General features: G+C 65.0%; 24 protein-coding genes. 14 read left to right on the top strand and 10 right to left on the bottom strand.

Translation table 11 applies throughout. The features are described from left to right. The first annotated feature begins 148 nt into the window (after positions 1-148). Positions 149-1,255: a TRAP transporter substrate-binding protein gene (locus RIE31_02805; GenBank protein MEQ8639531.1), complete on the top strand. Its 1,107-nt coding sequence runs from the start codon at positions 149-151 to the stop codon at positions 1,253-1,255. An 87-nt stretch (positions 1,256-1,342) separates the two neighbouring features. Here the strand turns inward: RIE31_02805 and RIE31_02800 are convergent, their stop codons facing one another. From RIE31_02800 to RIE31_02790, 3 genes are read right to left on the bottom strand one after another with little or no spacing between them, the layout of a single operon-like run. Beyond that, positions 1,343-2,188 carry a sulfurtransferase gene (locus RIE31_02800; protein ID MEQ8639530.1) on the bottom strand — a complete coding sequence of 282 codons (846 nt, stop codon included), beginning with the start codon at positions 2,186-2,188 and terminating at the stop codon, positions 1,343-1,345. 9 nt (positions 2,189-2,197) lie between these two features. After that, positions 2,198-3,589, bottom strand: a complete 1,392-nt coding sequence (locus RIE31_02795) for a TRAP transporter large permease subunit (GenBank protein MEQ8639529.1) — start codon at positions 3,587-3,589, stop codon at positions 2,198-2,200. Between the two features lie 4 nt (positions 3,590-3,593). Then, positions 3,594-4,142: a TRAP transporter small permease subunit gene (locus RIE31_02790; GenBank protein MEQ8639528.1), complete on the bottom strand. Its 549-nt coding sequence runs from the start codon at positions 4,140-4,142 to the stop codon at positions 3,594-3,596. A gap of 109 nt (positions 4,143-4,251) precedes the next feature. Between RIE31_02790 and RIE31_02785 the strand changes: the two genes are divergently transcribed. Together RIE31_02785 and RIE31_02780 are read left to right on the top strand one after the other, a co-directional pair. Continuing rightward, positions 4,252-5,049 (top strand): NAD(P)-dependent oxidoreductase, encoded by a 798-nt coding sequence (locus tag RIE31_02785; GenBank protein MEQ8639527.1) that lies wholly within the window; start codon positions 4,252-4,254, stop codon positions 5,047-5,049. 9 nt (positions 5,050-5,058) lie between these two features. Beyond that, positions 5,059-6,111 (top strand): beta-propeller fold lactonase family protein, encoded by a 1,053-nt coding sequence (locus tag RIE31_02780; protein MEQ8639526.1) that lies wholly within the window; start codon positions 5,059-5,061, stop codon positions 6,109-6,111. A 22-nt stretch (positions 6,112-6,133) separates the two neighbouring features. Here RIE31_02780 and fliP read toward each other — a convergent pair whose 3' ends face one another. The 5 genes from fliP to csrA all read right to left on the bottom strand — a co-directional run bounded on the left by fliP (position 6,134) and on the right by csrA (position 8,334). Continuing rightward, entirely contained in the window at positions 6,134-6,820 is a 687-nt protein-coding gene (gene fliP / locus RIE31_02775; GenBank protein ID MEQ8639525.1) for a flagellar type III secretion system pore protein FliP, read from the bottom strand. Positions 6,821-6,897: 77 nt separating this feature from the next. Further along, on the bottom strand, positions 6,898-7,212 hold the full coding sequence (gene fliO, locus RIE31_02770) for a flagellar biosynthetic protein FliO (protein ID MEQ8639524.1): 315 nt from the start codon (positions 7,210-7,212) through the stop codon (positions 6,898-6,900). A 12-nt stretch (positions 7,213-7,224) separates the two neighbouring features. Beyond that, positions 7,225-7,593, bottom strand: coding sequence for a hypothetical protein (locus RIE31_02765; GenBank protein MEQ8639523.1), 369 nt, complete (start codon positions 7,591-7,593; stop codon positions 7,225-7,227). Further along, the gene (locus RIE31_02760) at positions 7,590-7,949 is read right to left on the bottom strand and encodes an EscU/YscU/HrcU family type III secretion system export apparatus switch protein (protein ID MEQ8639522.1); all 360 of its coding nucleotides are present in this window, start codon (positions 7,947-7,949) and stop codon (positions 7,590-7,592) included. Before RIE31_02760 ends, RIE31_02765 begins: the two co-directional genes overlap by 4 nt. A gap of 106 nt (positions 7,950-8,055) precedes the next feature. Then, positions 8,056-8,334 (bottom strand): carbon storage regulator CsrA, encoded by a 279-nt coding sequence (gene csrA, locus RIE31_02755; GenBank protein ID MEQ8639521.1) that lies wholly within the window; start codon positions 8,332-8,334, stop codon positions 8,056-8,058. Between the two features lie 161 nt (positions 8,335-8,495). Here csrA and flgB point away from each other — a divergent pair, with 161 nt between their 5' ends. The 10 genes from flgB to RIE31_02705 all read left to right on the top strand — a co-directional run bounded on the left by flgB (position 8,496) and on the right by RIE31_02705 (position 19,951). Beyond that, a complete protein-coding gene (gene flgB / locus RIE31_02750; GenBank protein ID MEQ8639520.1) occupies positions 8,496-8,900 on the top strand; it encodes a flagellar basal body rod protein FlgB in 405 nt (134 codons plus the stop codon). A gap of 10 nt (positions 8,901-8,910) precedes the next feature. After that, positions 8,911-9,324, top strand: coding sequence for a flagellar basal body rod protein FlgC (gene flgC, locus RIE31_02745; protein ID MEQ8639519.1), 414 nt, complete (start codon positions 8,911-8,913; stop codon positions 9,322-9,324). Positions 9,325-9,386: 62 nt separating this feature from the next. Next, positions 9,387-9,695 (top strand): flagellar hook-basal body complex protein FliE, encoded by a 309-nt coding sequence (locus tag RIE31_02740; protein ID MEQ8639518.1) that lies wholly within the window; start codon positions 9,387-9,389, stop codon positions 9,693-9,695. 24 nt (positions 9,696-9,719) lie between these two features. Next, the gene (fliQ, locus tag RIE31_02735) at positions 9,720-9,986 is read left to right on the top strand and encodes a flagellar biosynthesis protein FliQ (protein ID MEQ8639517.1); all 267 of its coding nucleotides are present in this window, start codon (positions 9,720-9,722) and stop codon (positions 9,984-9,986) included. Between the two features lie 5 nt (positions 9,987-9,991). Next, the gene (gene fliR / locus RIE31_02730) at positions 9,992-10,759 is read left to right on the top strand and encodes a flagellar biosynthetic protein FliR (protein MEQ8639516.1); all 768 of its coding nucleotides are present in this window, start codon (positions 9,992-9,994) and stop codon (positions 10,757-10,759) included. Between the two features lie 9 nt (positions 10,760-10,768). After that, positions 10,769-11,842, top strand: a complete 1,074-nt coding sequence (gene flhB, locus RIE31_02725; GenBank protein ID MEQ8639515.1) for a flagellar biosynthesis protein FlhB — start codon at positions 10,769-10,771, stop codon at positions 11,840-11,842. Then, positions 11,839-14,478: a PAS domain S-box protein gene (locus RIE31_02720; GenBank protein ID MEQ8639514.1), complete on the top strand. Its 2,640-nt coding sequence runs from the start codon at positions 11,839-11,841 to the stop codon at positions 14,476-14,478. Before flhB ends, RIE31_02720 begins: the two co-directional genes overlap by 4 nt. A gap of 221 nt (positions 14,479-14,699) precedes the next feature. Continuing rightward, the gene (recA, locus tag RIE31_02715) at positions 14,700-15,812 is read left to right on the top strand and encodes a recombinase RecA (protein ID MEQ8639513.1); all 1,113 of its coding nucleotides are present in this window, start codon (positions 14,700-14,702) and stop codon (positions 15,810-15,812) included. A gap of 229 nt (positions 15,813-16,041) precedes the next feature. Next, positions 16,042-18,753 (top strand): alanine--tRNA ligase, encoded by a 2,712-nt coding sequence (gene alaS / locus RIE31_02710; protein ID MEQ8639512.1) that lies wholly within the window; start codon positions 16,042-16,044, stop codon positions 18,751-18,753. Positions 18,754-18,763: 10 nt separating this feature from the next. Then, the gene (locus RIE31_02705) at positions 18,764-19,951 is read left to right on the top strand and encodes a cyclic nucleotide-gated ion channel (GenBank protein ID MEQ8639511.1); all 1,188 of its coding nucleotides are present in this window, start codon (positions 18,764-18,766) and stop codon (positions 19,949-19,951) included. Here RIE31_02705 and RIE31_02700 read toward each other — a convergent pair. Both RIE31_02700 and RIE31_02695 read right to left on the bottom strand, forming a co-directional pair. Continuing rightward, positions 19,948-21,168, bottom strand: a complete 1,221-nt coding sequence (locus tag RIE31_02700) for an NADP-dependent isocitrate dehydrogenase (protein ID MEQ8639510.1) — start codon at positions 21,166-21,168, stop codon at positions 19,948-19,950. The two genes, RIE31_02705 and RIE31_02700, sit on opposite strands and share 4 nt — an antisense overlap. Positions 21,169-21,316: 148 nt before the next feature. Then, on the bottom strand, positions 21,317-21,901 hold the full coding sequence (locus RIE31_02695) for a TIGR00730 family Rossman fold protein (GenBank protein ID MEQ8639509.1): 585 nt from the start codon (positions 21,899-21,901) through the stop codon (positions 21,317-21,319). A gap of 205 nt (positions 21,902-22,106) precedes the next feature. On the opposite strand from RIE31_02695, the gene RIE31_02690 reads away from it, so the two are divergent. Further along, positions 22,107-23,090, top strand: coding sequence for a LysM peptidoglycan-binding domain-containing protein (locus tag RIE31_02690; protein ID MEQ8639508.1), 984 nt, complete (start codon positions 22,107-22,109; stop codon positions 23,088-23,090). Positions 23,091-23,134: the final 44 nt, after the last annotated feature.

The raw sequence follows: 23,134 nt of genomic DNA, 5'->3' as shown, positions 1-23,134 counted from the left end.
TCGTGACTGGGCGTTGAATCGCATTTTCGCCCGCCCACGCTTCATGGCACACTGCCTGCGCCCGGCCCCGCCAGCGTGGCGACGGCAGGCGACGGCCGTCAGTCCTTGAATGCTGGCGGGCATTGGAACGCAGGGGAGGACTCTACACATGAAGCGTCGTCAATTCGTCAAAGGCGCGGCCCTGGTCGGCAGTGGCGCGGTAGCAACCGCGGCCAGCGGCCTGGCGGCGCCGGCTATCGCCCAGGAGCGCACGGAATGGCGCATGGTCACCACATGGCCAAAGAACTTTCCGGGTCTGGGTGTTGGTGCCCAGCGTCTGGCCGACCGCATCACCGCCATGTCCGGTGGCCGGCTGACGGTCACCGTCTTCTCCGGCGGCGAACTGGTGCCACCTCTTGAGTCGTTTGACGCGGTTGCCGGCGGCTCGGCCGAAATCAGTCACGGTGCTGCCTATTACTGGCAGGGCAAGAGTCGCGGTCTCGTCTTTTTCACCGGTGTGCCCTTTGGCATGACGTCGCGGGAGATGGCGGCATGGGTGCGCTACATGGGTGGTCAGGAGATCTGGGACGAGATCAATGACCAGTTCGGCGTCAAGGCGTTCCTGTCCGGTGACACCGGCACCCAGGCCGGCGGCTGGTTCAAGGAGCCGCTGGAAACGGTTGCCGACATCCAGGGCATCAACTTCCGCACCCCCGGCCTCGGCGGCCAGGTGTGGGAGCGTCTCGGCGCCACCGTCGTCAACCTCCCGGCCGGGCAGATCTTCCAGAACCTGCAGTCGGGTGCGCTCAATGCCGCGGAGTTTGTCGGCCCCTACAACGATCTTGCCCTCGGCTTCCATCAGGTGGCGAAGAACTACTACTTCCCCAGCTTCAACGAGCCTGGACTGGCCACAGAACTGGCGGTCAACAAATCGGCCCTGACGTCACTGACGCCTGACCTGCAGCTGATCGTCGAGATTGCCTGCCAGGCGGAATATGATCAGGTGGCGTCGGATTTCTATGCCAATGATCCGCCGGCCCTGAAGACTCTAGTGGAAGACCATGGTGTGCAGGTCCGTCAGTTCCCGGACGAGATCATCGAGGCGGCGGCCGGTCATGCGGCCGACATCTATGGTGAACTCCGCGAGGATGGGGATGCCCTGACCCGCAAGGCGATGGAGAGCTTCTTCACGGCCCTCAACGCCCTGCGTACCCGCACCGCCATGGTCGATAACGCCTTTGTCACCGCCCGCGAGAAGTACTTCCACTTCTCCTAGGCGCGGGCCACGGACCCGGACCGACGGAAGGGCCCGTCGCCTCGCGCGACGGGCCTTTTCCATGTGGGCGCGGCCGCCGCTCCACCATCACCGTTCTATGGGAACACCCACCAGGCTGCCCCATTCGGTCCATGACCCGTCATAACTCCTGACGTCGGGATAGCCCAGAATCTGGGTCATGGCGAAGCAGGCCAGCGTCGCCCGATGGCTCAGACGACAATAGGAAATGATCCGTTTGTCGGGGGTGGCGCCCTGTTCGACAAATAACCGCCGCAGCTCGTCGGCCGGCCTGAAGGAACCGTCCGCTGCCAGCAGCTCTTCGAAATGCAGCGGCCGGGCGCCAGGGATGCGGCCGGTGCGTTCGGCGCCGTGATCGGGTGAATTCGGCGGACTGACCCGTTCACCGCTGTATTCCTCTGGCGAGCGGTGGTCCAGAAGCACCGTATCACCGCGGTCCAGGCTGGCCAGAACATCATCGCGGGTGGCCCGTGTGGCCTGCTCATCGGGCCTGGCCACCGGCGTGTAGGTCATAGGCCTGATCGCCGCCAACTCGGTTGTAAGCCGGCGCCCCTCCGCCTCCCAGCGGCGCCGGCCGCCGTTGAGAACCCGTGCGTCCGGGTGGCCGCACAGGCGGAACACCCACCAGGCGTATGTACCGAACTGCAGGGCTGGATCGCCATAGAACACGACCGTCGTGTGGTTGCCGATCCCAGCCGCGGCGCAGCGTTCGGCGAAGGCCTGCGGGGTGGGAAAATCCCGTTTCAGCGGGTCCCACAACATAGCCTTCCAGTCCCAGAACTGGGCGGTGGGAATATGGCCGCGGGCGAAGTCTTCGCCGCCGGTCCAGTTAAGGGCCACGACCCGCAGGTTCGGGTCGTCCAGATGGTCCTCCAGCCATTGCGGCTCGACCAGAGCGTGTGGCGTTCTGTTCATGGCCATAGCTTACCCGAATATCTGTGCGGGCAGCCAGGTCGCCAGCTCCGGGAACAGGAACAACAGGACCATGGCAAGGATTTGCAGGCCGACGAATGGAATCACGCCGCGGTAGATCTGCCCGGTGGACACTTCGGGCGGCGCTACGCCACGCAGATAGAAGAGGGAAAAGCCGAACGGCGGCGTCAGGAAGCTGGTTTGCAGATTGACTCCGACCATCACGCCCAGCCACAGCGGGCTGACGTCCATGGCCAGGAGTACCGGGGCGGTAATGGGGATGACGATGAAAATGATCTCGAAGGTATCGAGAATGAACCCCAGAACGAACATCAGTGCCATGACAAACAGCACGGCGCCCGCGACGCCGCCCGGCAGACTGGTCAGTAGCTCCTCCACCAGCTGGCCGCCGCCCAGCATCCGAAAGACGATGGAGAACACCATGGCGCCGAAGATAATGATGAAGATCATGGAGGTAATGACCGCCGTCTCGGTCACCACCGCCCGCAGGTTGGCGGTGGTCAGGCGACCGCGCATCAGGGCCATGACACTGGCGCCGATGGCGCCGACGGCCGCCGCTTCGGTCGCCGTAGCGATGCCGCTGAGGATCGAGCCCAGCACCGCCAGGATCAGCGTCATCGGCGGCACCAGGGCGACTCCGACGTCGCGCAGCAAGGTGCGTCGCTCCTCGGCCGTGGTTTGCAGGGCCGGGCTGCTTTCGGGGTCGCTTACCGCCTTGAATACCACCCACGCCATATACAGCGTCACTAACAGGAGCCCCGGCAGAAAAGCGCCGGCAAACAGGTCGCCGACCGATACCGGCGTTGGCGCAAAATTGCCTTTGGCCATCTGCACCTGCGCGTTCATGCCGGCCAGCATGTCACCCATGAAGATCAGTACCGTTGACGGTGGAATAATCTGGCCCAGGGTTCCTGAGGCGCAGATGATTCCGCTGGCCATCTCCGGTTTGTAGCCGGCCTTCAGCATCGCCGGCAGGCTCAGCAGGCCCATGGTCACCACCGTCGCGCCGACGATACCGGTGGATGCGGCCAGCATGGCGCCGACGATAATGACCGACAGGCCAAGACCGCCGCGCAGGGCGCCGAACAGCCGGCCCATGGTCACCAGAAGCTGCTCGGCCAGACCGGAGCGCTCCAGCATTACGCCCATAAAGATGAACAGGGGCACCGCCACCAGCACTTCGTTTGCCATCAGACCGGTGTAGCGGGCCGGAATGCTGGCCAGGTTGGAGGCATCGAACGCGCCGACCAGCCAGCCTAGCAGAGCGAATATCAGTGATGTCCCAGCCAGTGTCAGGGCAACGGGAAATCCGGCCAGAAGCACGGCGATGATGCCAAAGAACATACAGACGGCGAGGATCTCGCCGATCACCAGCGCGTCCATGCGGTTAGCGGTCTTCGCTATAGCGCAGATGCGACGGCAGCAGGTGGCTGTGCCGCGCCAGCTCCAGCACCGCCCGCAGCGCCATGGCGACGCCCTGCAGCATGACCAGACCGGCAAACACCAGGATGAAGCTCTTCAGCACGAAGAGACCGGGCATACCGCCAATGTTGGATGAGGATTCCATGAAGCGCCACGAGCGCGCCACATAGGGCCAGCTCCAGATGACCACCGACACTGTAAAGGGGAACAGGAATACAAGCGTACCGATCAGGTCGACCCATGCCCGGCTGCGGACGGTCGCTTTACGGTAGAAGATGTCCACCCGTACATGGCCATCGCGCAGCAGGGTAAACGCGGCAACGCCGGTGAACATGATCCCGTTCAGCCAGACGTAGAGATCCTGCAGCCACACAAAGCCGATGGAGAAGACATAGCGCAGGACCACCACCAGAAAGCAGACCAGCACAATGCCCAGGGTCAGCCAGCACAAGGCGCGGCCAAGCGCGGTGTTGAACGCGCTGATCGCCAGAACGAGGCGTGCCACGAGCGTCATAGCAGTGGGCCGTCGGTTGCTCTCCGGTCGGTCAAGCTAGCGTGGCCGGCGGGTGATGAGAAGGTGCAGCCGCTTGCACACACCCGGCTGCCCTTCCTAGGATCGGGGCATGGATGATCTGCGCTATGGCCGTGTGCTGATTACCGGCGCCGCTGGCGCCATCGGCCGGGTCTTGCGGTCCGGACTGGCCGGCAGACATGGCTGCCTGCGGCTGCTGGACGTGGCGCCGCTCGGGCCCGCCGCGGCGGCGGAGGAGGTGATTCAAGCCGACCTGCTGGACGGGCCGGCGCTGGATAGCGCGCTGGCCGGTGTCGATGCGCTGGTCCATCTGGCCGGCGCGCCGGATCCGCGTGATTTTGCCACCATGTATCGCACCAACGTGCACGGTCTCTATATCCTGTTTGAGGCCGCCCGGACGCATGGTGTGCGGCGCATCGTCTTTGCCTCGTCCAACCATGCCTATGGCATGGCTCCGGTCGACCATCCGGTCACCGTGACGGATCCGCCACGGCCTGACAGCTTCTATGGGGTCACCAAGGTCTTTGGCGAAACGCTGCTGCGCTACTACTGGGACAAGCACGGCATAGAATCTGTCAGCCTGCGTATCGGCAGCTTCACCGAACGGCCGACCGAGCAGCGCCATCTGTCAACCTGGCTCAGTCCGGCTGATGGCGTGGCTCTGTTCGACCGCGCCTTGAAGCAGCCCGATGTCGGCGCGGCCATTGTTGTGGGCATGTCGGCCAACCGCCGCCTGCGGGTGGGCGAAACCAACTGGTCGGCCATCGGCTACCGGCCGTCGGACGATGCGGAAAGCTGGGCCGGGCGTTTGCGTGAAGAGAATGTTGACGTGGACGGGCCACCGCAATGGGGCCGCCATGGCGGCGCCTACGAAGCGGCCGATCATTAGGCTTGCCCGGTGAGCGCCGCCACCTCGTCTCCTGCACCCTTTGTCTGTGTCAGCCACGCCGACAGCCGCGAGGTCGCAGTGTTCTCCTTCAACACGGCTACGGGGTATCTGGCCGAAGCCCAGCGCCTGCCGGTTCCTGGCATCGCCATGCCTATGGCGCTGTCGCCGGACAATCGAACCCTCCATGTGGCGCTGCGTAGCGAGCCCTGGGCCATCGCCAGCTTTCGCATAGACGGCGCGGCCGGTCGCCTGCGCCCGCTTGGGGTGACCCCGGCGGCTGCCAACTTCGCCTATATCGCCACTGACCGCGGCGGCCGCTATCTTCTCGGCGCATCGTTTACCGGCAGTTGTCTGGCCGTGGCGGCCATAGATAACGACGGCGCCGTCGCGGCGCAGGCCACACAAATCGTCGACACTCCCGCCGCCGCTCACTGCATTCTGGCTGATCTGAAGAACCGCCAGCTCTTCGTCCCGTGTCGCGACGGCAATTGCGTTCTTCGTCTGCCGTTCGATCCGGCGAGCGGTCGGGTTGATGAAGCGGCGGCCCGGCGGATCGTGATGCATGACGGGGCCGGTCCCCGCCACATCGCTTTCCACCCTTCGGGCGCGGTGCTCTATCTGCTTAATGAAAGCGACGGCTCGCTGGTCATTCTGCCGGTGGACGACATGCCAGGCGCGCCGGTCCCCTCAGCTATCCCCACGCCGATCCAAATGTGTGACGCCTGTCCGCCAGGGTTCAGCGGTCCGGCCGCCGCCGCCGACATCCATTTGACGCCGGACAGCCGCTTTCTCTACGCTTCGGTGCGCGGCTCAAACACGTTGGCCGGCTTTGCCGTCAGCCAGGACGGCACGGGCCTGTCACCGATTGGCCACTGGCGGACAGAAACCCATCCCCGTGGTTTTGCGGTGTCGCCTGATGGCTGCTGGCTGGTGGCCGCCGGCCTTCACTCCCACCGGCTGGCGGTCTACGGGATTGATCCGGCAAGCGGCGTCCTCGACCACCGGCACACGATCACCTCGCCAGGCGGCCCCAACTGGGTCACGTTTGTCCAGCCGCGCTGAAGGTTGGCCGGGCTGAACCCGTTCAGGTGCCGAAGCTCTGCACCAGCGAACCGGCCACCAGATACCAGCCGTCAACAAGGACGAAGAAAATCAGCTTGAAGGGCAGGGAGATCAAGACCGGCGGCAGCATCAGCATGCCCATGCTCATCAGCACCGAGGCCACCACCAGGTCGATAATGAGGAAAGGAACAAACAGCAAGAAGCCGATCTCAAAAGCGCGTCGCAACTCGCTGATCATGAAGGCCGGCACCAGCGCCCGCAGCGGCGTCGCTTCGGCGCTGGTTACGGGCTCGGCCCCGGAAATGTCCAGGAACAGGTTCAGGTCCTGCGGCCTGACATGGCGCAACATGAAATCACGGACTGGTCCCGACGCCCGTTCGAACGCCTCGGCTTCGTCAATCTCTTCCGCCATCAGCGGCACCAGCGCCTCGTCATAGGCCCGTTCCAGAGTCGGCGCCATGATGAACGCCGTCAGGAACAGAGCCAGGCTTACCATGACCATGTTCGGCGGTGTTTGCGGCATGCCGATGGCGTTGCGCAGGAAGCTCAGCACGACGATGATTCTGGTGAAGCTGGTCACCATGATGATGATGGAGGGGGCCAACGTCAGGACGGTCAGAATCAGCAGAAGCTGAACCAGCCGGCCGGTGGCGCTGCCACCTTCGCCGAAATCGATGTCCAGGCTCTGCCCCATGGCCGGTGTCGCCATGACGAGCAGCAAGGTGGCCACCGGCAGAACCCGGGCCAGCCAGCGGCCGGCGCGGTCACTCAGCGGGGCGGCGGCGATCATTGCGGGCTGCCCTCCGGACCGGCGGCAGCAATATCTGTGGCGGAACGACGAATGCTGCTTTCGACAACGCAGCTCTGACCGGGTCCGACCAGAATCAGGTGCTCCGCATCGTCCCGCCGCACCAGGAACAGGCGGTTGCGGGCATCAAGCGAGGTCTGTTCCACGACGCCAAGCCGTCGGGCCCGGCCGAAGCTCTGGCCCCGCCCCAGGATGCCGGCGCCGAAGCGGCGCAGCAGCCAGGCCGCCACGCCGATCAGGCCAAGGACGACGAAGAGCGCCAGGACGAACCGGGCAATGGTTGTGAAATCCATGATGTCGGTGGCTTAGGGCTTCTTGCGCGACGGTCGGCTGTAGGCGTCGGTCGCCCGCTGGCGCTGGCCTGTTTTGTCGAGGTCCTTACGGATGTCGCTCTGTTGCGCCTTCATGCGCTCGGCCAGGGCGTCCAGGTCAGAGACCAGAACCATAAGTTGCGGGCGCAGCGCCTGCCGGTCGCTGCCCACGCTGTTCTCGGCGTGGGCGCAAAGATCGCGCACGGTCTCGTCCAGAGTGGACAGGTCGGCGACACCGCCGTTGCGGACATTTTCCGTGGCGGCGCCGACCTGAGCGATGGCGCGGGCCAACGCGCGGCCGGCCGCCTCAACACTGGCCTCGGCGGACCTGGCTGACGCCTGGCTGTCATTCTTGTCGCTCATGCAGAGGCTCCCGGATTGAGCTCAGGCTCCGCCAGGGCCGGCAAGCGGCCATTGGCCTGATAGACGTAGGAAAGGATTTCGGCCACGGCGGCAAAGGCCTCCAGCGGGATTTCGCTGTCCACATCGAATGCTGCCAGCAGTTCCGCCAGGTCGGCGTCTTCGCGGACCTTGATGCCGCGTTCCCAGGCCAGCGCAAGAATCTGCCGGGCCAGCCGGCCGCGGCCGCTGGCGGTAATGCGCGGTGCCGGGTCGCTCTCCATGGCGTAGTGCAGGGCGATGGCGACCGGGGTCACGGCGTCATGCGGATCGCCGTCTTCAGCTATGGCACGGTCAGACTTCGGCGGTTTGGTTGGCACCAGCGCACTCCCATCGGCAATCGGCCGACATGCAGGCGCCCAGTGTCCGGCAATTATGCTTAACGAAGGGTGAAAGCCGGGGCCGTCCGGCCTGATACGCGCAAGCCTAGTCGCCGGGCTCGTCGTCGCCCGGTGATCGTGCTGTCGATGCTGTCGGGTTCGTCTGGCCTGTCTGGCCCAGGGCGTGGACCAGATCGTCGCCACCGGCTGCGGCGGCGCGGTTCTCCGCCTGGATCCGTTCATGCACTTCGCGGCGCAGGACCGTGGTATCGGGCGGAAACTCAAAGCCCAGCTTGATGGACTTGCCGCGGATTTCCACCACGGTCACTTCCACCGTGTCGTTGATAATGACGGAATCGCCGACTTTTCGCGTGAGATAGAGCATTTCGGGCCGTCCTGTCCCTTGGTCCCCGTGTCTGACCTGATACCTTTACCTCTTCTTAACACTGGCTTGCCACTCTGCCACGGCAATTTAGCGCGAATTGTAGCTATCTCGGCCGCCGGCCGCCCGTGATCGGGTTGGCGGCGGCAGGAACCCGGGGCCGAATGGACTTCACCCAGATCCCGTTGTTCGGAATGCTCACCCGGCGCATGACCTGGCTGCAACAGCGTCAGGATGTGCTGGCCCAGAACATTGCCAACGCCGATACGCCGCAGTACCGGCCGCGCGACCTCAAGCCGCTGAACTTCCGTGAGCTGCTGCGCTCCACCGAGGACCGCCTGCCGCCGGCGACGACCCACGGCGCCCATCTGGCCTCGGCCAGTCGGCCTGGCCCGTTTCGCGCCGAAGCGGATCGCCGGCCGGTGGAAACCACGCTTTCCGGTAATTCCGTGGTGCTCGAAGAGGAGCTCATGAAGGTTGGCGAGGCCAGCGTCAACTATCAGACCATGACCGGCCTGTATCGCCGGCACATCGCCATGTTCCGCACCGTCCTTGGTCGCAACAGCTAGAGAATCGCTCATGGAGACTCTTTTCAAGAGCCTGATGATCTCCGCCGCCGGTATGCGCGCTCAGGGAACCCGCCTGCGCGTCATCTCGGAGAACATCGCCAATGCGCAGTCCACCGGCGACTCCGCCGGTGCTGCGCCGTATCGGCGCAAGACCATCAGTTTCGAGAACGAGCTCGACCGCTCTCTCGGACTCAATCTTGTGCAGGTCGGCCGCATCGGCCTCGACCGCAGTGAATTTGTCCGTCGTTACGAACCCGGCCATCCGGCCGCCGACGACGATGGCTACGTTCTCTTTCCCAACGTCAACGCGCTGGTCGAAGCCAATGATATGCGGGAGGCCCAGCGCTCTTACGAAGCCAATCTGAGCGTCATCGAAGCATCGCGATCCATGCTTCAGCGGACCGTGGAGCTGCTGCGTCGTTAACTCATCCTGGCGCCGGATTGCGTTGCCCGACCCGACCGGCCGTCAGCCAAGGAGACTAGATAATGGCTGTCACCCCGACTGCTGTGATTTCCGCCTATGCCCGTATCCAGGGGGCCGCGTCCGGCGGCCTCGATGCCCGTCCGCAGGACGGCGCCGGCGCCTTCGCCGGCATGGTCAAGGAGGCGCTGGCGGGCGCCGTGGATGCCGGCCGCCACAGCGAGGCGGTCAGCGCCCAGGCGGTCGTCGGCGAGGCGCAACTGGTTGATGTGGTCACCGCGGTCTCCAATGCGGAGCTGGCGCTGGAAACGGTTGTCGCGGTGCGCGACCGGGTGATCCAGGCCTATCAGGACGTGTTGCGGATGCCGATCTGACGGCTGCGTCGGAGCGTTCTGACCATGAATGATCTGGCTGTTCTGGAAATCGCCCGCGATGCGATCTGGACCATGCTCACCATCGGCGCGCCGCTGATGCTGGGGGCGCTGGCCATTGGGCTGATCGTCGCCTTGTTTCAGGCTCTGACCCAGATTCAGGAAATGACCCTGACATTTGTGCCGAAGATCATCGTGATGGCGGTCATGCTGATTCTGTTGCTGCCGTTCATGGGCGGCGCCATGGGCGCACTCATGGAACGGCTGGTTGAGCGTATTGTTACGGGCGTCTGACCGGCGTGCTGGCCCAGCTCCTGACCCAGGAAGTGGTCGTTGTCTTTCTGGTCTTTGCGCGTCTCGGCTCCGCCGCCATCCTGCTGCCGGGGCTGGGCGAGGCATCGGTGCCGGTGCGTGTTCGTTTGCTGGCCGCTCTGGCGCTCTCTGTCGCTGTGGCCCAGATGGTGCGGCCGACCCTGCCGGCGGTGCCGGACATGCCTGTGGCTCTGCTGGTTCTGCTGGGCGGGGAAATCGCCATCGGTCTCTTCATCGGTACGATCGGCCGGTTGCTGGTTATCGCTCTCGCCATTGCGGGAGAGATTGTCGCCTTTCAGACCAACCTGTCCGCCGCCCAGGCGTTTAATCCGGGGCTTGGCCAGCAAGGGGTTCTCACTTCGTCCTTTCTGACCACACTGGGCGTCCTGCTGATCTTCGTCACCAATCTGCACCATGTGCTCATCGCCGGGCTGGTGGACAGCTATCTGGTATTTCCGCCATCGCAGTTGCCGCCGCTTGGCGACGTTACGGATACGGTGGTGCGGACCGGCGCTGAAGCCTTCCTGATCGCCGCGCAGATCACCGCACCTCTTCTGCTCATCGGCATTGTCTTCAATATCGGGCTCGGCATTCTGGCCCGGCTGATGCCCCAGTTGCCGGTGCTGTTTGTGGCATTGCCGGCGCAGATCGGCATCGGTCTGACGGTTTTCGGCCTGACCCTGTCGGCTGGTATGCTGATCTTTCTTGATCGCTTCGCCGATATCTGGACACGTTTGTTTGCGGCGGGGCTGTAGGCCGGCGGCATGTCAGACTCCCAGGACGATTCCCAAAAAACCGAAGACCCCACCCAACGCCGGCTGGAAGACGCCCGGCGCAAGGGTCAGGTGGCCGTCAGCCGCGAGGTCAATAGCTGGCTCATGCTTCTGGCTGGCGCGGTGGTGGTCGGGCTGATGGCGCCGTCCATCATGTCCGGGCTCACCGGTTCACTGACCGGGTATCTGTCGCACGGTTATGATCTGGGCCTGACCATTCCCGATTTGCGGGCCGGCGTCCTGCACACCGTCCTCAAGGTCGCCGTTGTTCTCGTGCCGGTCATCAGCCTGCTGCTGATCGCGGCGGTTCTGGGCGGCCTGTTGCAGAACGGCTTTATGCTGACGGCCGAAAGCGTTCAGCCGAAGCTTGAGAAAATCTCGCCGGCCAAGGGCTTCAAGCGCCTGTTTTCAAGCCGCGCACTGGTCGAGTTCACCAAGGGCCTGGTCAAGATCGGCCTGGTGACGACGGTCATCACCATTCTGGTCATGCCCATTCTTGGCCGGATAGAGTTGATCGCCGGCATGGCGCCGGGCCCGCTTCTGGGTGAACTGCACGCCCTCGTCATCAAGGTGCTGATCGGCGTTATCGCCATCATGGCGATTGTTGCGGTGCTGGACCTGCTCTATCAGCGCCAGCAGCACACCAAGCAGATGCGCATGAGCCGCCAGGACCTGAAGGACGAATTCCGTCAGACCGACGGCGATCCCATAGTCAAGGCGCGGTTGCGGCAGATCCGTTCAGAGCGGGCGCGGCGACGGATGATGGCTGCCGTGCCAGAGGCCGATGTGGTCATCACCAACCCGACCCATTTTGCCTGTGCGCTGAAATATGACATAGACTCCATGGACGCCCCGGTTCTGGTGGCCAAGGGGGTGGACCATGTGGCGAAGCGCATCCGCGAACTGGCGCAGTCGCACCATATTCCAGTGGTCGAGAACCCGCCGCTGGCGCGGGCCCTGCATGCCGGTGTAGACCTCGACCGCGAGGTGCCGCCGGAGCACTATCGGGCGGTGGCGGAAGTGATCGGATATGTGATGCGGCTCAAGGGGCAGGGCAGGCGATGAGCAGTGAGGGGCGCGCCCGTTCGGTCTGGCGCCGGCCGCGCTCCGTCCGCGGCCGCCGTCATGCCCATCTGGACCGCCCGCCGCAGGCGCCGCCGCCGCCGCCTGAGCCTTTCGCCGCGCCGGCGCCGGATGTGCCCCTTGCGGGCGATGACCCGTTCCTGCGCCGCAGCGGCCGGCACCTCGGGCTGTCCGGCCGCGTCCTTGCGCTGGTTCTGGGCCTTCTCGGTGGCGGCGGTCTGGCCATCGTCACCATCGCGCTGCTGCGGACCACGGCGGCCCGTCCGTTCGCCAATGATTTTGCGTGGGCCGCGGCGCTTGTGGCTGCCCTGGCGGTTGCCGTTGTGGTCTGGTGGCTGGCCCGGCGGGCCCGGCTGCAGAGTGCCGCGCTGGAAGCGGCGCCGCAGGGCCATGCGGTGCTTTCCGCCGGCGGCCGCATCCTGTTCGCCAACAACCAGTTCAGGGCGCTGTTCGGCGCCGGCGCGCAGCCCATAGACGCGGCGCGCGGACGCGCGGCGGATGACGCCGGTCGGGTCGCGCTGGCGCGGCTGGAGCAGTCCGCCGCCGCCCGTGTGGCCGCGCGCAGCGACGTGGCGGTTGTCGTTCCCAGCGGCGAGACCCGCTGGCTCGACGTCAGTGTTCATCCGCTTGGCCGGTTTGCCGATGCCACCGCGTGGAACTTCGAGGACATTACAGAGCGTCGTGAAATGGCGCAGGTGCTGAGCGAGGAGCAGCATAAGCTGGTGGACTTTGTGGAGAACGCGCCGGTTGGCTTCTATTCGGTTGATGCCGATGGCCGGTTCGTCTTTGTCAATCATGTATTTTCCCGCTGGCTGGGCAGCGATCCCGATACCCTGACATCCGGTGACCGGCGGCTGCATGATTTTGTCGCTCACGCCCTGCCGGACACCACGCCGGCCTATGATCCGTTCGGCACTTTTGGCAGCGAGCGGTCCGGTGAGGTGACCTTCCGCACGGCCGATGGCGGCCTGTTTCAGACCCACATAACCCAAAGCGTCGTGCGCGCGCCGGAAGACGGCGGTCTGCGTACCCGTTCGGTCGTCCGCGACCTGACGCCCGAGCGTGAGTGGGAGCAGGCGCTGCGCAGTTCCGAGGTGCGGTTCCAGCGGGTCTTTGAGGACGCCCCCGTCGGCATCGCCGTGCTCGACAGCGACCAGCAGGTGACGGAGGTCAATCACGCGTTGGCGGCCATGGTCGACGCGAAGGTGGCCAGCCTTGTTGGCCAGCCGGCGGCGGAACTGGTGGCGCCGGCGTCGCGGGCCAGCCTGCTGGCGTGGCTTGCCGGGTCCCCTGAATCACAGGTCACCGACGCCGGTCATGGGCTGGAGGTGGTCATGGCCGGGCAGGCGCGCCGCTCGGCCAATCTCTTTGCGCGCCGCATAGAACGGGAGGACGGCACGCCGGGACACGTCCTCCACTGTCTCGACGTGACCGAGGCCAAACGGCTCTATTCCCAGTTCGCCCAGGCCCAGAAGATGGAGGCGGTCGGCAAGCTTACCGGTGGCGTGGCCCATGACTTCAACAACATGCTGACCGGCATTATCGGCTTTTGCGACCTTCTGCTGCTGCGCCACAATCCCGGCGATCCGTCCTTCGGCGACATCATGCAGATCAAGCAGACCGCCAACCGCGCGGCGGAGCTGGTGCGCCAGCTTCTGGCCTTCTCGCGCCAGCAGACACTGCGGCCGCAGGTCCTCGACCTGACCGACGTGGTGACCGACCTGGCCGGTCTGTTGCGCCGTCTGCTGGGCGCCGGCATCGACCTGCGGGTGGTCCACGCCCGCGGCCTCGGCCTGGTGAAGGTGGACAAGGCGCAGATGGAGCAGGTCATCATCAATCTGGCGGTCAACGCCCGCGATGCCATGCCCGATGGCGGCGTGCTGGACATTCGCAGCGCCGAGGTGCGGACGGAATCGCCGACACCGTTCGGCGGCGACATTTTGCCGCCGGGCGACTATGTGTCGGTTGAAGTATCCGATACCGGGACCGGCATAGCCGACGATGTGATCGGCCACATTTTTGAGCCGTTCTATTCCACCAAGAAGGTGGGCGAGGGCACCGGTCTCGGCCTGTCCTCGGTCTACGGCATCATGAAGCAGACGGGCGGCTATATCTTCGCCCGCTCGCGCCCGCCAGGCGATGCCGCCGGCCGTGGAACGACCTTCTATCTCTTTCTTCCGCGTCACGCGGCGGCGACCGCCAGCCCGGCCAGCCCGACGGTTGACGTTCGTTTGCGCGACCTGACCGGGTCCGGCGCGATCCTGCTGGTGGAAGACGAGGATCCGGTGCGGATGTTTGCGGCCCGCGCCCTGCGCAACAAAGGCTATGAAGTGCACGAGGCGGCCAGTGGCGAGGCGGCCCTGTCACTGCTTGACGGCGCGGCGGCCCAGATTGACCTGCTGGTGACTGACATCGTCATGCCCAACATGGATGGCGCCAGTCTGATTCAGGAAGTGCGTCGCCGCCGGCCGGACCTGCCGGCCATCGGCATTTCAGGCTACGCCGAAGATGCCTTCCGTCAGAAGCTGGCGCCCGACGGGCTGACTCACTTTCTGCCCAAACCGTTCAACCTCAACGACCTGGCGGCCAAGGTCAAAGAGGTCATGCCCAGGCGCTAGCCGCCGGTCGGCGTAGCTATCCCGGCCGCAACCGCCGTAGTCCCGCCACAACCAATGAGAACAAAATAGGTACTTGCACAAAAGAACAAAACAGGTACAGTGCCTCTCCGGCCCATCAGACCGGTTTCGTGAGGCAAGGCCTCCCGGGCCCGGCGGGATCCGGGCAGGCCAGGGCGGGATTGCCCCGCCCCGGGGCTACGGCGATAAAGGGAGGCAAGCCAATGGCGGCGACGAATTTGCGGGTGGTGGACGGGCCGATGGAGCGACGTGCGGGCGAGCGCGAAAAGGCGCTGGAGGCTGCCCTCAGCCAGATCGAGCGGGCCTTCGGCAAGGGCTCGGTCATGAAGCTTGGCCAGCGCGGTTCGGCGGTGGAGGCTGAATCCATATCCACCGGCTCTCTCGGCCTCGATATCGGCCTCGGCATCGGCGGTCTGCCCAAGGGGCGCATCGTCGAAATCTACGGCCCGGAAAGCTCGGGCAAGACCACGCTCGCCCTGCATGCCATTGCCGAATCCCAGAAGAGTGGCGGCGTCTGCGCCTTCGTCGACGCCGAACACGCCCTTGACCCCTCCTATGCCCGCAAGCTCGGCGTGGATGTGGAGGAGCTCCTCATTTCCCAGCCCGATGCCGGTGAGCAGGCGCTTGAGATCGCCGACACTCTGGTTCGCTCCGGCGCCATAGACGTGCTGGTGGTGGACAGTGTCGCCGCGCTGGTGCCGCGGGCGGAGCTGGAAGGGGAGATGGGGGATACCCATGTGGGCCTGCAGGCGCGGCTCATGAGTCAGGCCCTGCGCAAACTGACCTCGTCTATTTCCCGTTCCAATTGCCTGGTTATCTTCATCAACCAGATCCGCATGAAGATCGGCGTCATGTTCGGCAGCCCGGAAACCACCTCCGGCGGCAACGCGTTGAAGTTCTACGCCTCCGTTCGTCTTGACATCCGTCGCATCGGCCAGATCAAGGAACGCGATGAGGTGATCGGCAATCTGACCCGGGTCAAGGTGGTGAAGAACAAGATGGCGCCGCCATTCAAGGTGGTGGAGTTCGACATCCTCTACGGCAAGGGCATTTCCAAGGAAGGCGAGCTGATTGACCTTGGCGTCAAGGCCGGCGTGGTGGAGAAGTCGGGTTCATGGTTTTCCTTCGACGGCCAGCGTATCGGCCAGGGTCGCGAGAATGTTCGCCAGTTCCTCAAGGACAATCCTGACATGGCCGCGGCCATAGAGCGCACCGTGCGCGGCAAGGCCGGCATCATCGATGAGGCCATGCTGGCCGATGACAGCACCCCTGCCGCTTCGGAGTCCGAAGACGTCGCCACGGCGGATATGGACTAGGGGCGTCGCCGGCCGGCGGATTGCCGGCCGGCTGCCCTACACGGCTGGCACGGGCGCGCCCGGCGGATTACCGCCGGGCGTCGTGCTGTCGGGCGTGCACAGGCCCGCAAACCCCAAGGGAAACCCTGGGTGAATGTGGACAGCGCCCCGGCCCTGGCCTACAACAACGTCCTGTTTTTCTGGGCAAATCCACCATGCACGGGTTTCGCCGCCATCGCCGGACGGCATCATGATACGCGCCAACGACATCCGTACCGCCTTTCTCGATTATTTTGCCGGTCACGACCACCAGCCCGTGGCCTCCGGGCCGCTGGTGCCGGCCAATGATCCGAGCCTGCTGTTCACCAACGCCGGCATGGTGCAATTCAAGAATGTGTTCACCGGGGCCGAGTCCCGGCCCTATATGCGAGCGGTAACGGCGCAGAAGTGTGTACGCGCCGGCGGTAAGCATAATGATCTGGAGAATGTGGGCTATACCGCCCGCCACCACACTTTCTTCGAGATGCTGGGGAATTTTTCCTTCGGCGACTATTTCAAAGACGTCGCTATCGACTTGGCCTGGGCGCTGATCGTCCGCGAGTGGGGCGTTGATCCGGCGCGCCTTCTGGTCACGGTCTATGCCGATGATGAAGAGGCGGCGGCCCTGTGGCGCAAAATCTCGGGCCTGCCGGATTCGCGTATTCTGCGTATCCCGACCTCGGACAACTTCTGGTCCATGGGCAATACCGGGCCGTGCGGCCCGTGCAGTGAGATCTTCTATGACCATGGGGACGCCATCGCTGGCGGGCCGCCCGGTTCGCCGGATCAGGACGGCGACCGGTTCATGGAGATATGGAACCTGGTCTTCATGCAGTTTGAGCAGGTGGATGGCCAGACGCGGATTGATCTGCCGCGACCGTCGGTTGATACCGGCATGGGGCTGGAGCGCATGGCCAATGTCATGCAGGGAAAGCACAACAATTACGATACCGACCTGTTCCGCCCTCTGATCGAAGCGGCGGCTGATTTTGCCGCCGTCGACCCGGACGGCGCGAAAGTGGCATCCCTGCGCGCCATTGCCGATCATGCGCGGGCGTCCAGTTTCCTCATTGCCGATGGCGTCCTGCCATCCAATGAAGGGCGCGGCTATGTCTTGCGGCGCATCATGCGTCGCGCCATGCGCCACGCTCATATGCTGGGTGCGCGCGATCCGCTGTTGTGGCGTCTGGTGCCGGTGCTGGAAGGGCTGATGGGCCAGGCCTATCCGGAGCTGACCCGCGCGCAAGGCCTGATTGAGGCCACGTTGCGGGGCGAGGAGAACCGCTTCCGTGAAATGCTGGAACGTGGCCTGCGCCTGCTGACGGAAGAGACCGGCCGCCTGGCCGGCGACGCCCCACTGCCTGGCAATGTGGCGTTCCGTCTTTATGACACCTTCGGTTTTCCGCTGGACCTGACCCAGGACGTTTTGCGGGCCGAGGGACGAGAGGTTGACGTCGCTGGTTTCGACAGCGCCATGGAGCGGCAACGGGCCGACGCCCGTCGCGCCTGGTCCGGCTCCGGCGACGCGGCGGCGGAGCGCATCTGGTTCACTGTGCGCGAACGGGCGGGTGCCAGTGAGTTTCTCGGCTATAACGCGACCGCCGGCGAGGGGCTGGCCCAGGCCATTGTCCGGGACGGGGTCGAACACGACCGCGCCGCCGCTGGCGATCAGGTTGCCATCGTCTGCAATCAGTCGCCCTTCTACGGCGAGTCCGGCGGCCAGATGGGCGATACCGGTACCATCGTCGCCAGTGCCGGCAACAGCCATCAGGCGGACCTGCGTATTCACGTCACGGACACCCAGAAGCGTGCCGGCGATCTGATTGTCCATATGGCGACCATCGAGTCCGGCATTCTTAAGGTTGGTGACCGGCTGCTGCTGCAGGTGGATGCCGGACGCCGGGCAAAGCTGCGCGCCAATCATTCCGTTACCCATCTGCTGCACGCGGCGCTGCGGCGCCATCTGGGCGATCAGGTGACCCAGAAGGGGTCTCTTGTGGCCCCGGAACGGCTGCGCTTTGACTTCAGCCACGAGCGTCCCCTGACCAGCGACGAGGTGGACCGCATCGAGGCGGAGGTTAACCATCGTATCCGGCTTAATGCGCCGGTGGACACGCGCATCATGACCCAGGATGAAGCGCTGGCCGAAGGGGCGGTTGCTCTGTTCGGCGAAAAATATGGTGATGAAGTTCGTGTTGTGCGCATGGGCGGTGCGGCGCTCGATGAAGACGCGCTGTCTGATGCGTCCGCCGGCCCGGCCGCCGCCAGCTATTCGCTGGAGTTTTGCGGCGGGACGCATGTGGCGCGGACCGGTGACATCGGCGCCTTTCGAATCATCGGCGAGAGCGCCGTCGGTGCCGGGGTGCGTCGCATTGAGGCATTAACCGGCGAGGCAGCCCGCCGCTGGGAGCGTGAGCAATACGCGGCGCTGGAAGAATCCGCCGCTGTCCTGCGTGCGCCACCGGCCGCTGTGCCGGAGCGTTTGCGGGCCCTGGTGGAGGAGCGGCGCCAGATGGAACGAACTCTGGCCGATGCCCGCCGCCAGATCGCCAGCGGTGGATCCGCCGAAGCGGTGGCCCGCACCGTCAGCGGCATTCAGTTTGCCGCCCGCGTCCTGGCCGACATACCGCCGCAGGAACTGAAAAGCATGGCCGATGGACTGAAGGCGCGGCTTGGCTCGGGCGTCGTCGTCATCGTCACCACCAATGACCACAGGGCGTCTCTTGTGGTCGCTGTCACCGATGACCTGACCGCCCGTTTCGATGCGGTCAAGCTGGTGCGCATCGGCTCTGCGGCGCTCGGCGGCAAGGGCGGTGGCGGGCGGCCCGATATGGCGCAGGCCGGTGGTCCCGACGGCGGCCGGGCCGAAGCGGCGGTGGCGGCCATCGAGGCCGCGCTGGCTGCTGCTGGCGAAGCCGCCTGACGGCGCTGACGTGGCTGGCCGCAAGCACCACGGACCGCGCGCCTGGCTGTACCGGATTCTTGAGGACGAAACCCCGCCACCGGGTTGGGCCACGGCCGTCCGTGGCGGTCTGGTTGCCCTGATCATTATCAATGTGGCGGCGGCCACCTTCGAGACCGTCAGCCAGTTCCGCGACTTGTCGCCGCTCTTTGTGGGCATCGAGCAGGTCTCGGTGATGGTCTTTACGGTGGAGTATTTGTTGCGTTTGTGGGCGGCCGGAGAGCCGCCCCACCGCGAGGGGCCGTTGCCGCCGCAGTTGCCGGCCACCGCGCTGGGCCGGCGGCTGCGCTGGATCGTGTCGCCGCTTGCGCTCATTGATCTGCTGGCGATCCTGCCTTTCTATCTGGCCGCGGTGCTGCCGGTGGATCTGCGTATGCTGCGGGTGTTCCGCCTGCTGCGCATTCTCAAACTCAGCCGCTATTCACCGGCCCTGGCCACGCTCGGTCGTGTGCTGGTGGCGGAATCGCGCGCCGTTCTTGCCTCGCTGCTGGTCATGGCGGTCCTGCTCCTGGTGGCGGCCAGCCTCATGTTCTGGATCGAGGGCCGGGTCCAGCCGGAGGCCTTCAGCTCGATTCCCATGGCGCTGTGGTGGGCCGTCTCCACCGTCTCCACGGTCGGTTATGGCGACGTTGTGCCGGTAACCGCGCTGGGCAAGCTGGTGGGCGGCGTCGTCATGCTTTTGGGCATTGGCGTCTTTGTCCTGTGGACCAGTGTCCTGGCTTCCGCCTTCGCCGCAGAGATGCGGCGGCGCGATTTTGTCGTGTCATGGACCATGGTGGCGCGGGTGCCGGCCTTCAGCCATTTGCCGGCCGACCGCATCGCGGAGATCGCCGACCTGCTGCAAAGCGAGTCGGTGCCGGCCCGTTATACGATCACCCGCCGTGGCGAGACCGCCAACAGCATGTATTTCATTCTGTCGGGCGAGGTCGAACTGGACATTCACCCGGAACCGGTGCGGTTGGGGCCGGGTCAGTCTTTTGGTGAGATTGCGCTGCTGCAGGGGTCGGACCGCACCGCCACCGTGACGGCGCTGACTGATTGCCGGCTTCTGGTACTGCCCATGGCCAGCTTCCACAATCTGCTGGATTCGGACCCGCGGCTGCGCGCCGCCATCGTCAATTCAGCCGAGCGTCGCGCCCGCGGCGATACGGCCGACTAGGCGTTCAGCGCCTTCCTCAGGCGACCCTCGACCGCATCGAGAAACTGATTGGTGGTCAGCCACTTTTGCTCCGGCCCCACCAGCAGGGCCAGGTCCTTGGTCATCTGACCGCCTTCCACCGTTTCGATACATACCCGTTCCAGGGTGCGGGCAAAGGCCTCCACATCGGGTGTTGCGTCCTTCTGGCCGCGAAAGCCAAGGCCGCGAGTCCAGGCGAAGATGGACGCGATCGGGTTGGTGGAGGTTTCCTCGCCCTTCTGATGCTGGCGGAAGTGTCGGGTGACCGTGCCGTGCGCCGCCTCCGCCTCGATGGCCGATCCGTCCGGACTCATCAGAACGCTGGTCATCAGCCCCAGAGAGCCGAAGCCTTGTGCAACACTGTCGGACTGCACGTCGCCGTCATAGTTCTTCGCCGCCCAGACGAATTCGCCATGGTTCTTCATGGCGAACGCCACCATGTCGTCAATCAACCGGTGCTCGTAGGTCAGCCCGGCCTCCTTGTAGGCCTGGCTGAACTCTTGCTCATAGACTTCCTGGAACAGGTCCTTGAAGCGGCCGTCATAGACCTTGAGAATCGTATTCTTGGTGGACAGATAGACCGGATAGCCGCGCTGCAACCCGAAATGCAGACAGGCACGGGCGAAACCGCGGATCGATTCATCCACGTTGTACATGGCCAGCGCCACGCCGGCGCCGCTGAAGTCGAACACCACGTGCCGGATGGTCCGCCCGTCGGGATTGGTCGGCGTGAAGGTAATGCTCAGGCGGCCGGCTTCGGGAATCAGAAAATCGGTCGCCCGGTACTGGTCGCCATAGGCATGGCGGGCGACGATGATCGGGTGAGTCCAGTTTGGAATCAGACGGGGCACGTTGCGACAGACGATGGGTTCGCGGAACACGGTGCCGTTCAGGATATTGCGGATGGTGCCATTGGGCGAACGCCACATTTCCTTCAGCGAGAATTCTTTGACCCGTTCCTCGTCCGGCGTGATGGTGGCGCATTTGACGCCGACCCCGTGGCGTTTGATCGCCTCGGCCGCGTCAATCGTGATCTGATCGCCGGTTTCGTCGCGCTTCTCGATGCCAAGATCGTAATACTCCAGCGACACGTCCAGGAACGGTAGAATCAGGCGGCGGCGGATGTCGGCCCAGATGACCCGCGTCATCTCGTCGCCATCCAGTTCCACCAGGGGGGTCTTTACCGTGATTTTCGCCATGGGGATTCCGTCCGTGGAGGGGCAGGCGCAGGGCGCCGGGAGATCTGGCCCGGACCCTAGACTTGGTGCTTTGGTGTGGCAAGGCGGATGCTTGCCGGCGGTTCTTGCCGGCCGCTCTTGTATTATTGCGCCCGGTGCGCCGACCGGACTACATGCGCTCCGTCAGGGCCGCCGCTGCCGGTTGCTCCATGTGCTCCAGCAGGTCGAGGGCGGCGGCAACCGAGGTTGCCGTGTGGAACAGATCAAGGGCCGAGCCGGCGGCATAGCCCTGTGCAACGACGCTGTGTATGAGGTCATTGAGCGGGCGCCAGTATCCGTCCACATCAAGCAGGATAATGCCGTTGTCATGCAGGCCGAGCTGCCGCCAGGTGAGGATTTCCAGGGTCTCGTCCAGGGTGCCGAGGCCGCCCGGCAGGACGATGAAGGCGTCGGCCAGGCTGGCCATCATTTCCTTGCGCTCGTGCATGCTGGAGACGATGCGCAGGTCGCTGACTCCGGTATGTCCCACCTCGACGTCTTCCAGATGGCGGGGAATAATGCCGATGACCTTGCCGCCGGCGGCAAGGGCCGCATCGGCCAGGTGGCCCATCATGCCAACGCGGCCGCCACCGAAGATGGTGGTGATTCCGCGCTCCGCCAGCGACCGGCCCAGGTCCTGCGCGGCCCGGACATGGGCCGGCGGCGCCGGCTCGGCCGACCCGCAGTAGACACAGACCGTAGTGATGCGCGTCATGGTGTTGCCCAAAGCGTCCTGGCGGAAGGTGGCGCACCATATCGCCTCCGTCCAAAGCTGGCGAGGGTGGCGGAGGGACGGTTGATTGCGCCTCCAAAGGGGGCGGTCTAGGGTGCGCAGGCGGGCCACGGGGTCGGTTGAAGCCGGAGACAGCAATGGAACCTGAGGGTGCGAGAGCTCCCGTCACACGCGGAACGGCAACCCCATGACCCGGCCGGTCATCGTCGGCCTGGTCGGTGTCGCACTGCTCGTTGCGGCCCTGGTATGGAATTTCGCGCAGCACGACGGTCAGTCGCCGCCAGAGTCTGCGGAGGTCGCCGCGACACAGGGCGACGGGACGCTGCCTGATACGGGTCCGGGCGCCAGCGACGTGCCTGACGCCGTGATTGTTCCGACTTTCGATGTGGTGCGCGTTGGCCCGGACGGGAACGCCGTCATCGCTGGCCGGTCAGCACAGAATGCCGAGGTGACCGTGCTGGATGGAACGGCGCCCATCGGCGTCGTCACCGCTGACGAGCGCGGCGAATGGGTTCTTGTGCCCGATGAACCGCTGGCGCCGGGCGATCATGAGCTCAGCCTCAGCGCCCGACTCGGCGATGGGACGCCTGTCTTGTCGGAACAGGTGGTCATCCTGTCAGTGCCGGAGCGCGATGAGGCCAGTGGCGCCCTGGCTGTGGCCTCGTCACGGGACGGCGCGGGCGGTTCAACCATCCTGCAATTGCCGGCAACGTCAGGCGACGGTGAAGGCCCGCCAGGCGGGCTGGATGTGGTCGACTATGACGATGAAGGACAGGTGGTGTTCGGCGGTTCCGCCGAACCGGGCCAGCGGGTCCGTGTCTATCTCGACAACGCCTTTGTTGGCGAGGCGCTTGCCGGCCCGGACGGCCGCTGGCGTCTTGTTCCCGACGCGGCTATTGCACCGGGCGACTACACCTTGCGGGCCGATTTACTGGATGATTCCGGAACGGTGGTGGCGCGGGTTGAACTGCCGTTCGCGCGGGCGCCGGTCACTCTGACCGCGCAGACGCGGGTGATCGTACAGCCGGGCAACAGCCTGTGGCGTATTGCTCGCCGGGTCTATGGCGAAGGCCTCAGCTATACCGTCATCTATGAGGCCAATCGCGACAGCATCCGCGATCCTGATCTGATCTATCCCGGCCAGGTTTTCGCCGTCCCGGCCTCTCCCTGATCGACGCGGCCGGCCAGTTGATCGGTGACGGACGTCCTGTGATT

Source organism: Alphaproteobacteria bacterium, from assembly GCA_040218575.1.
Classification (GTDB): Bacteria; Pseudomonadota; Alphaproteobacteria; order JAVJRE01; family JAVJRE01; genus JAVJRE01.
This window is presented reverse-complemented; position numbering and strand designations above follow the sequence as displayed.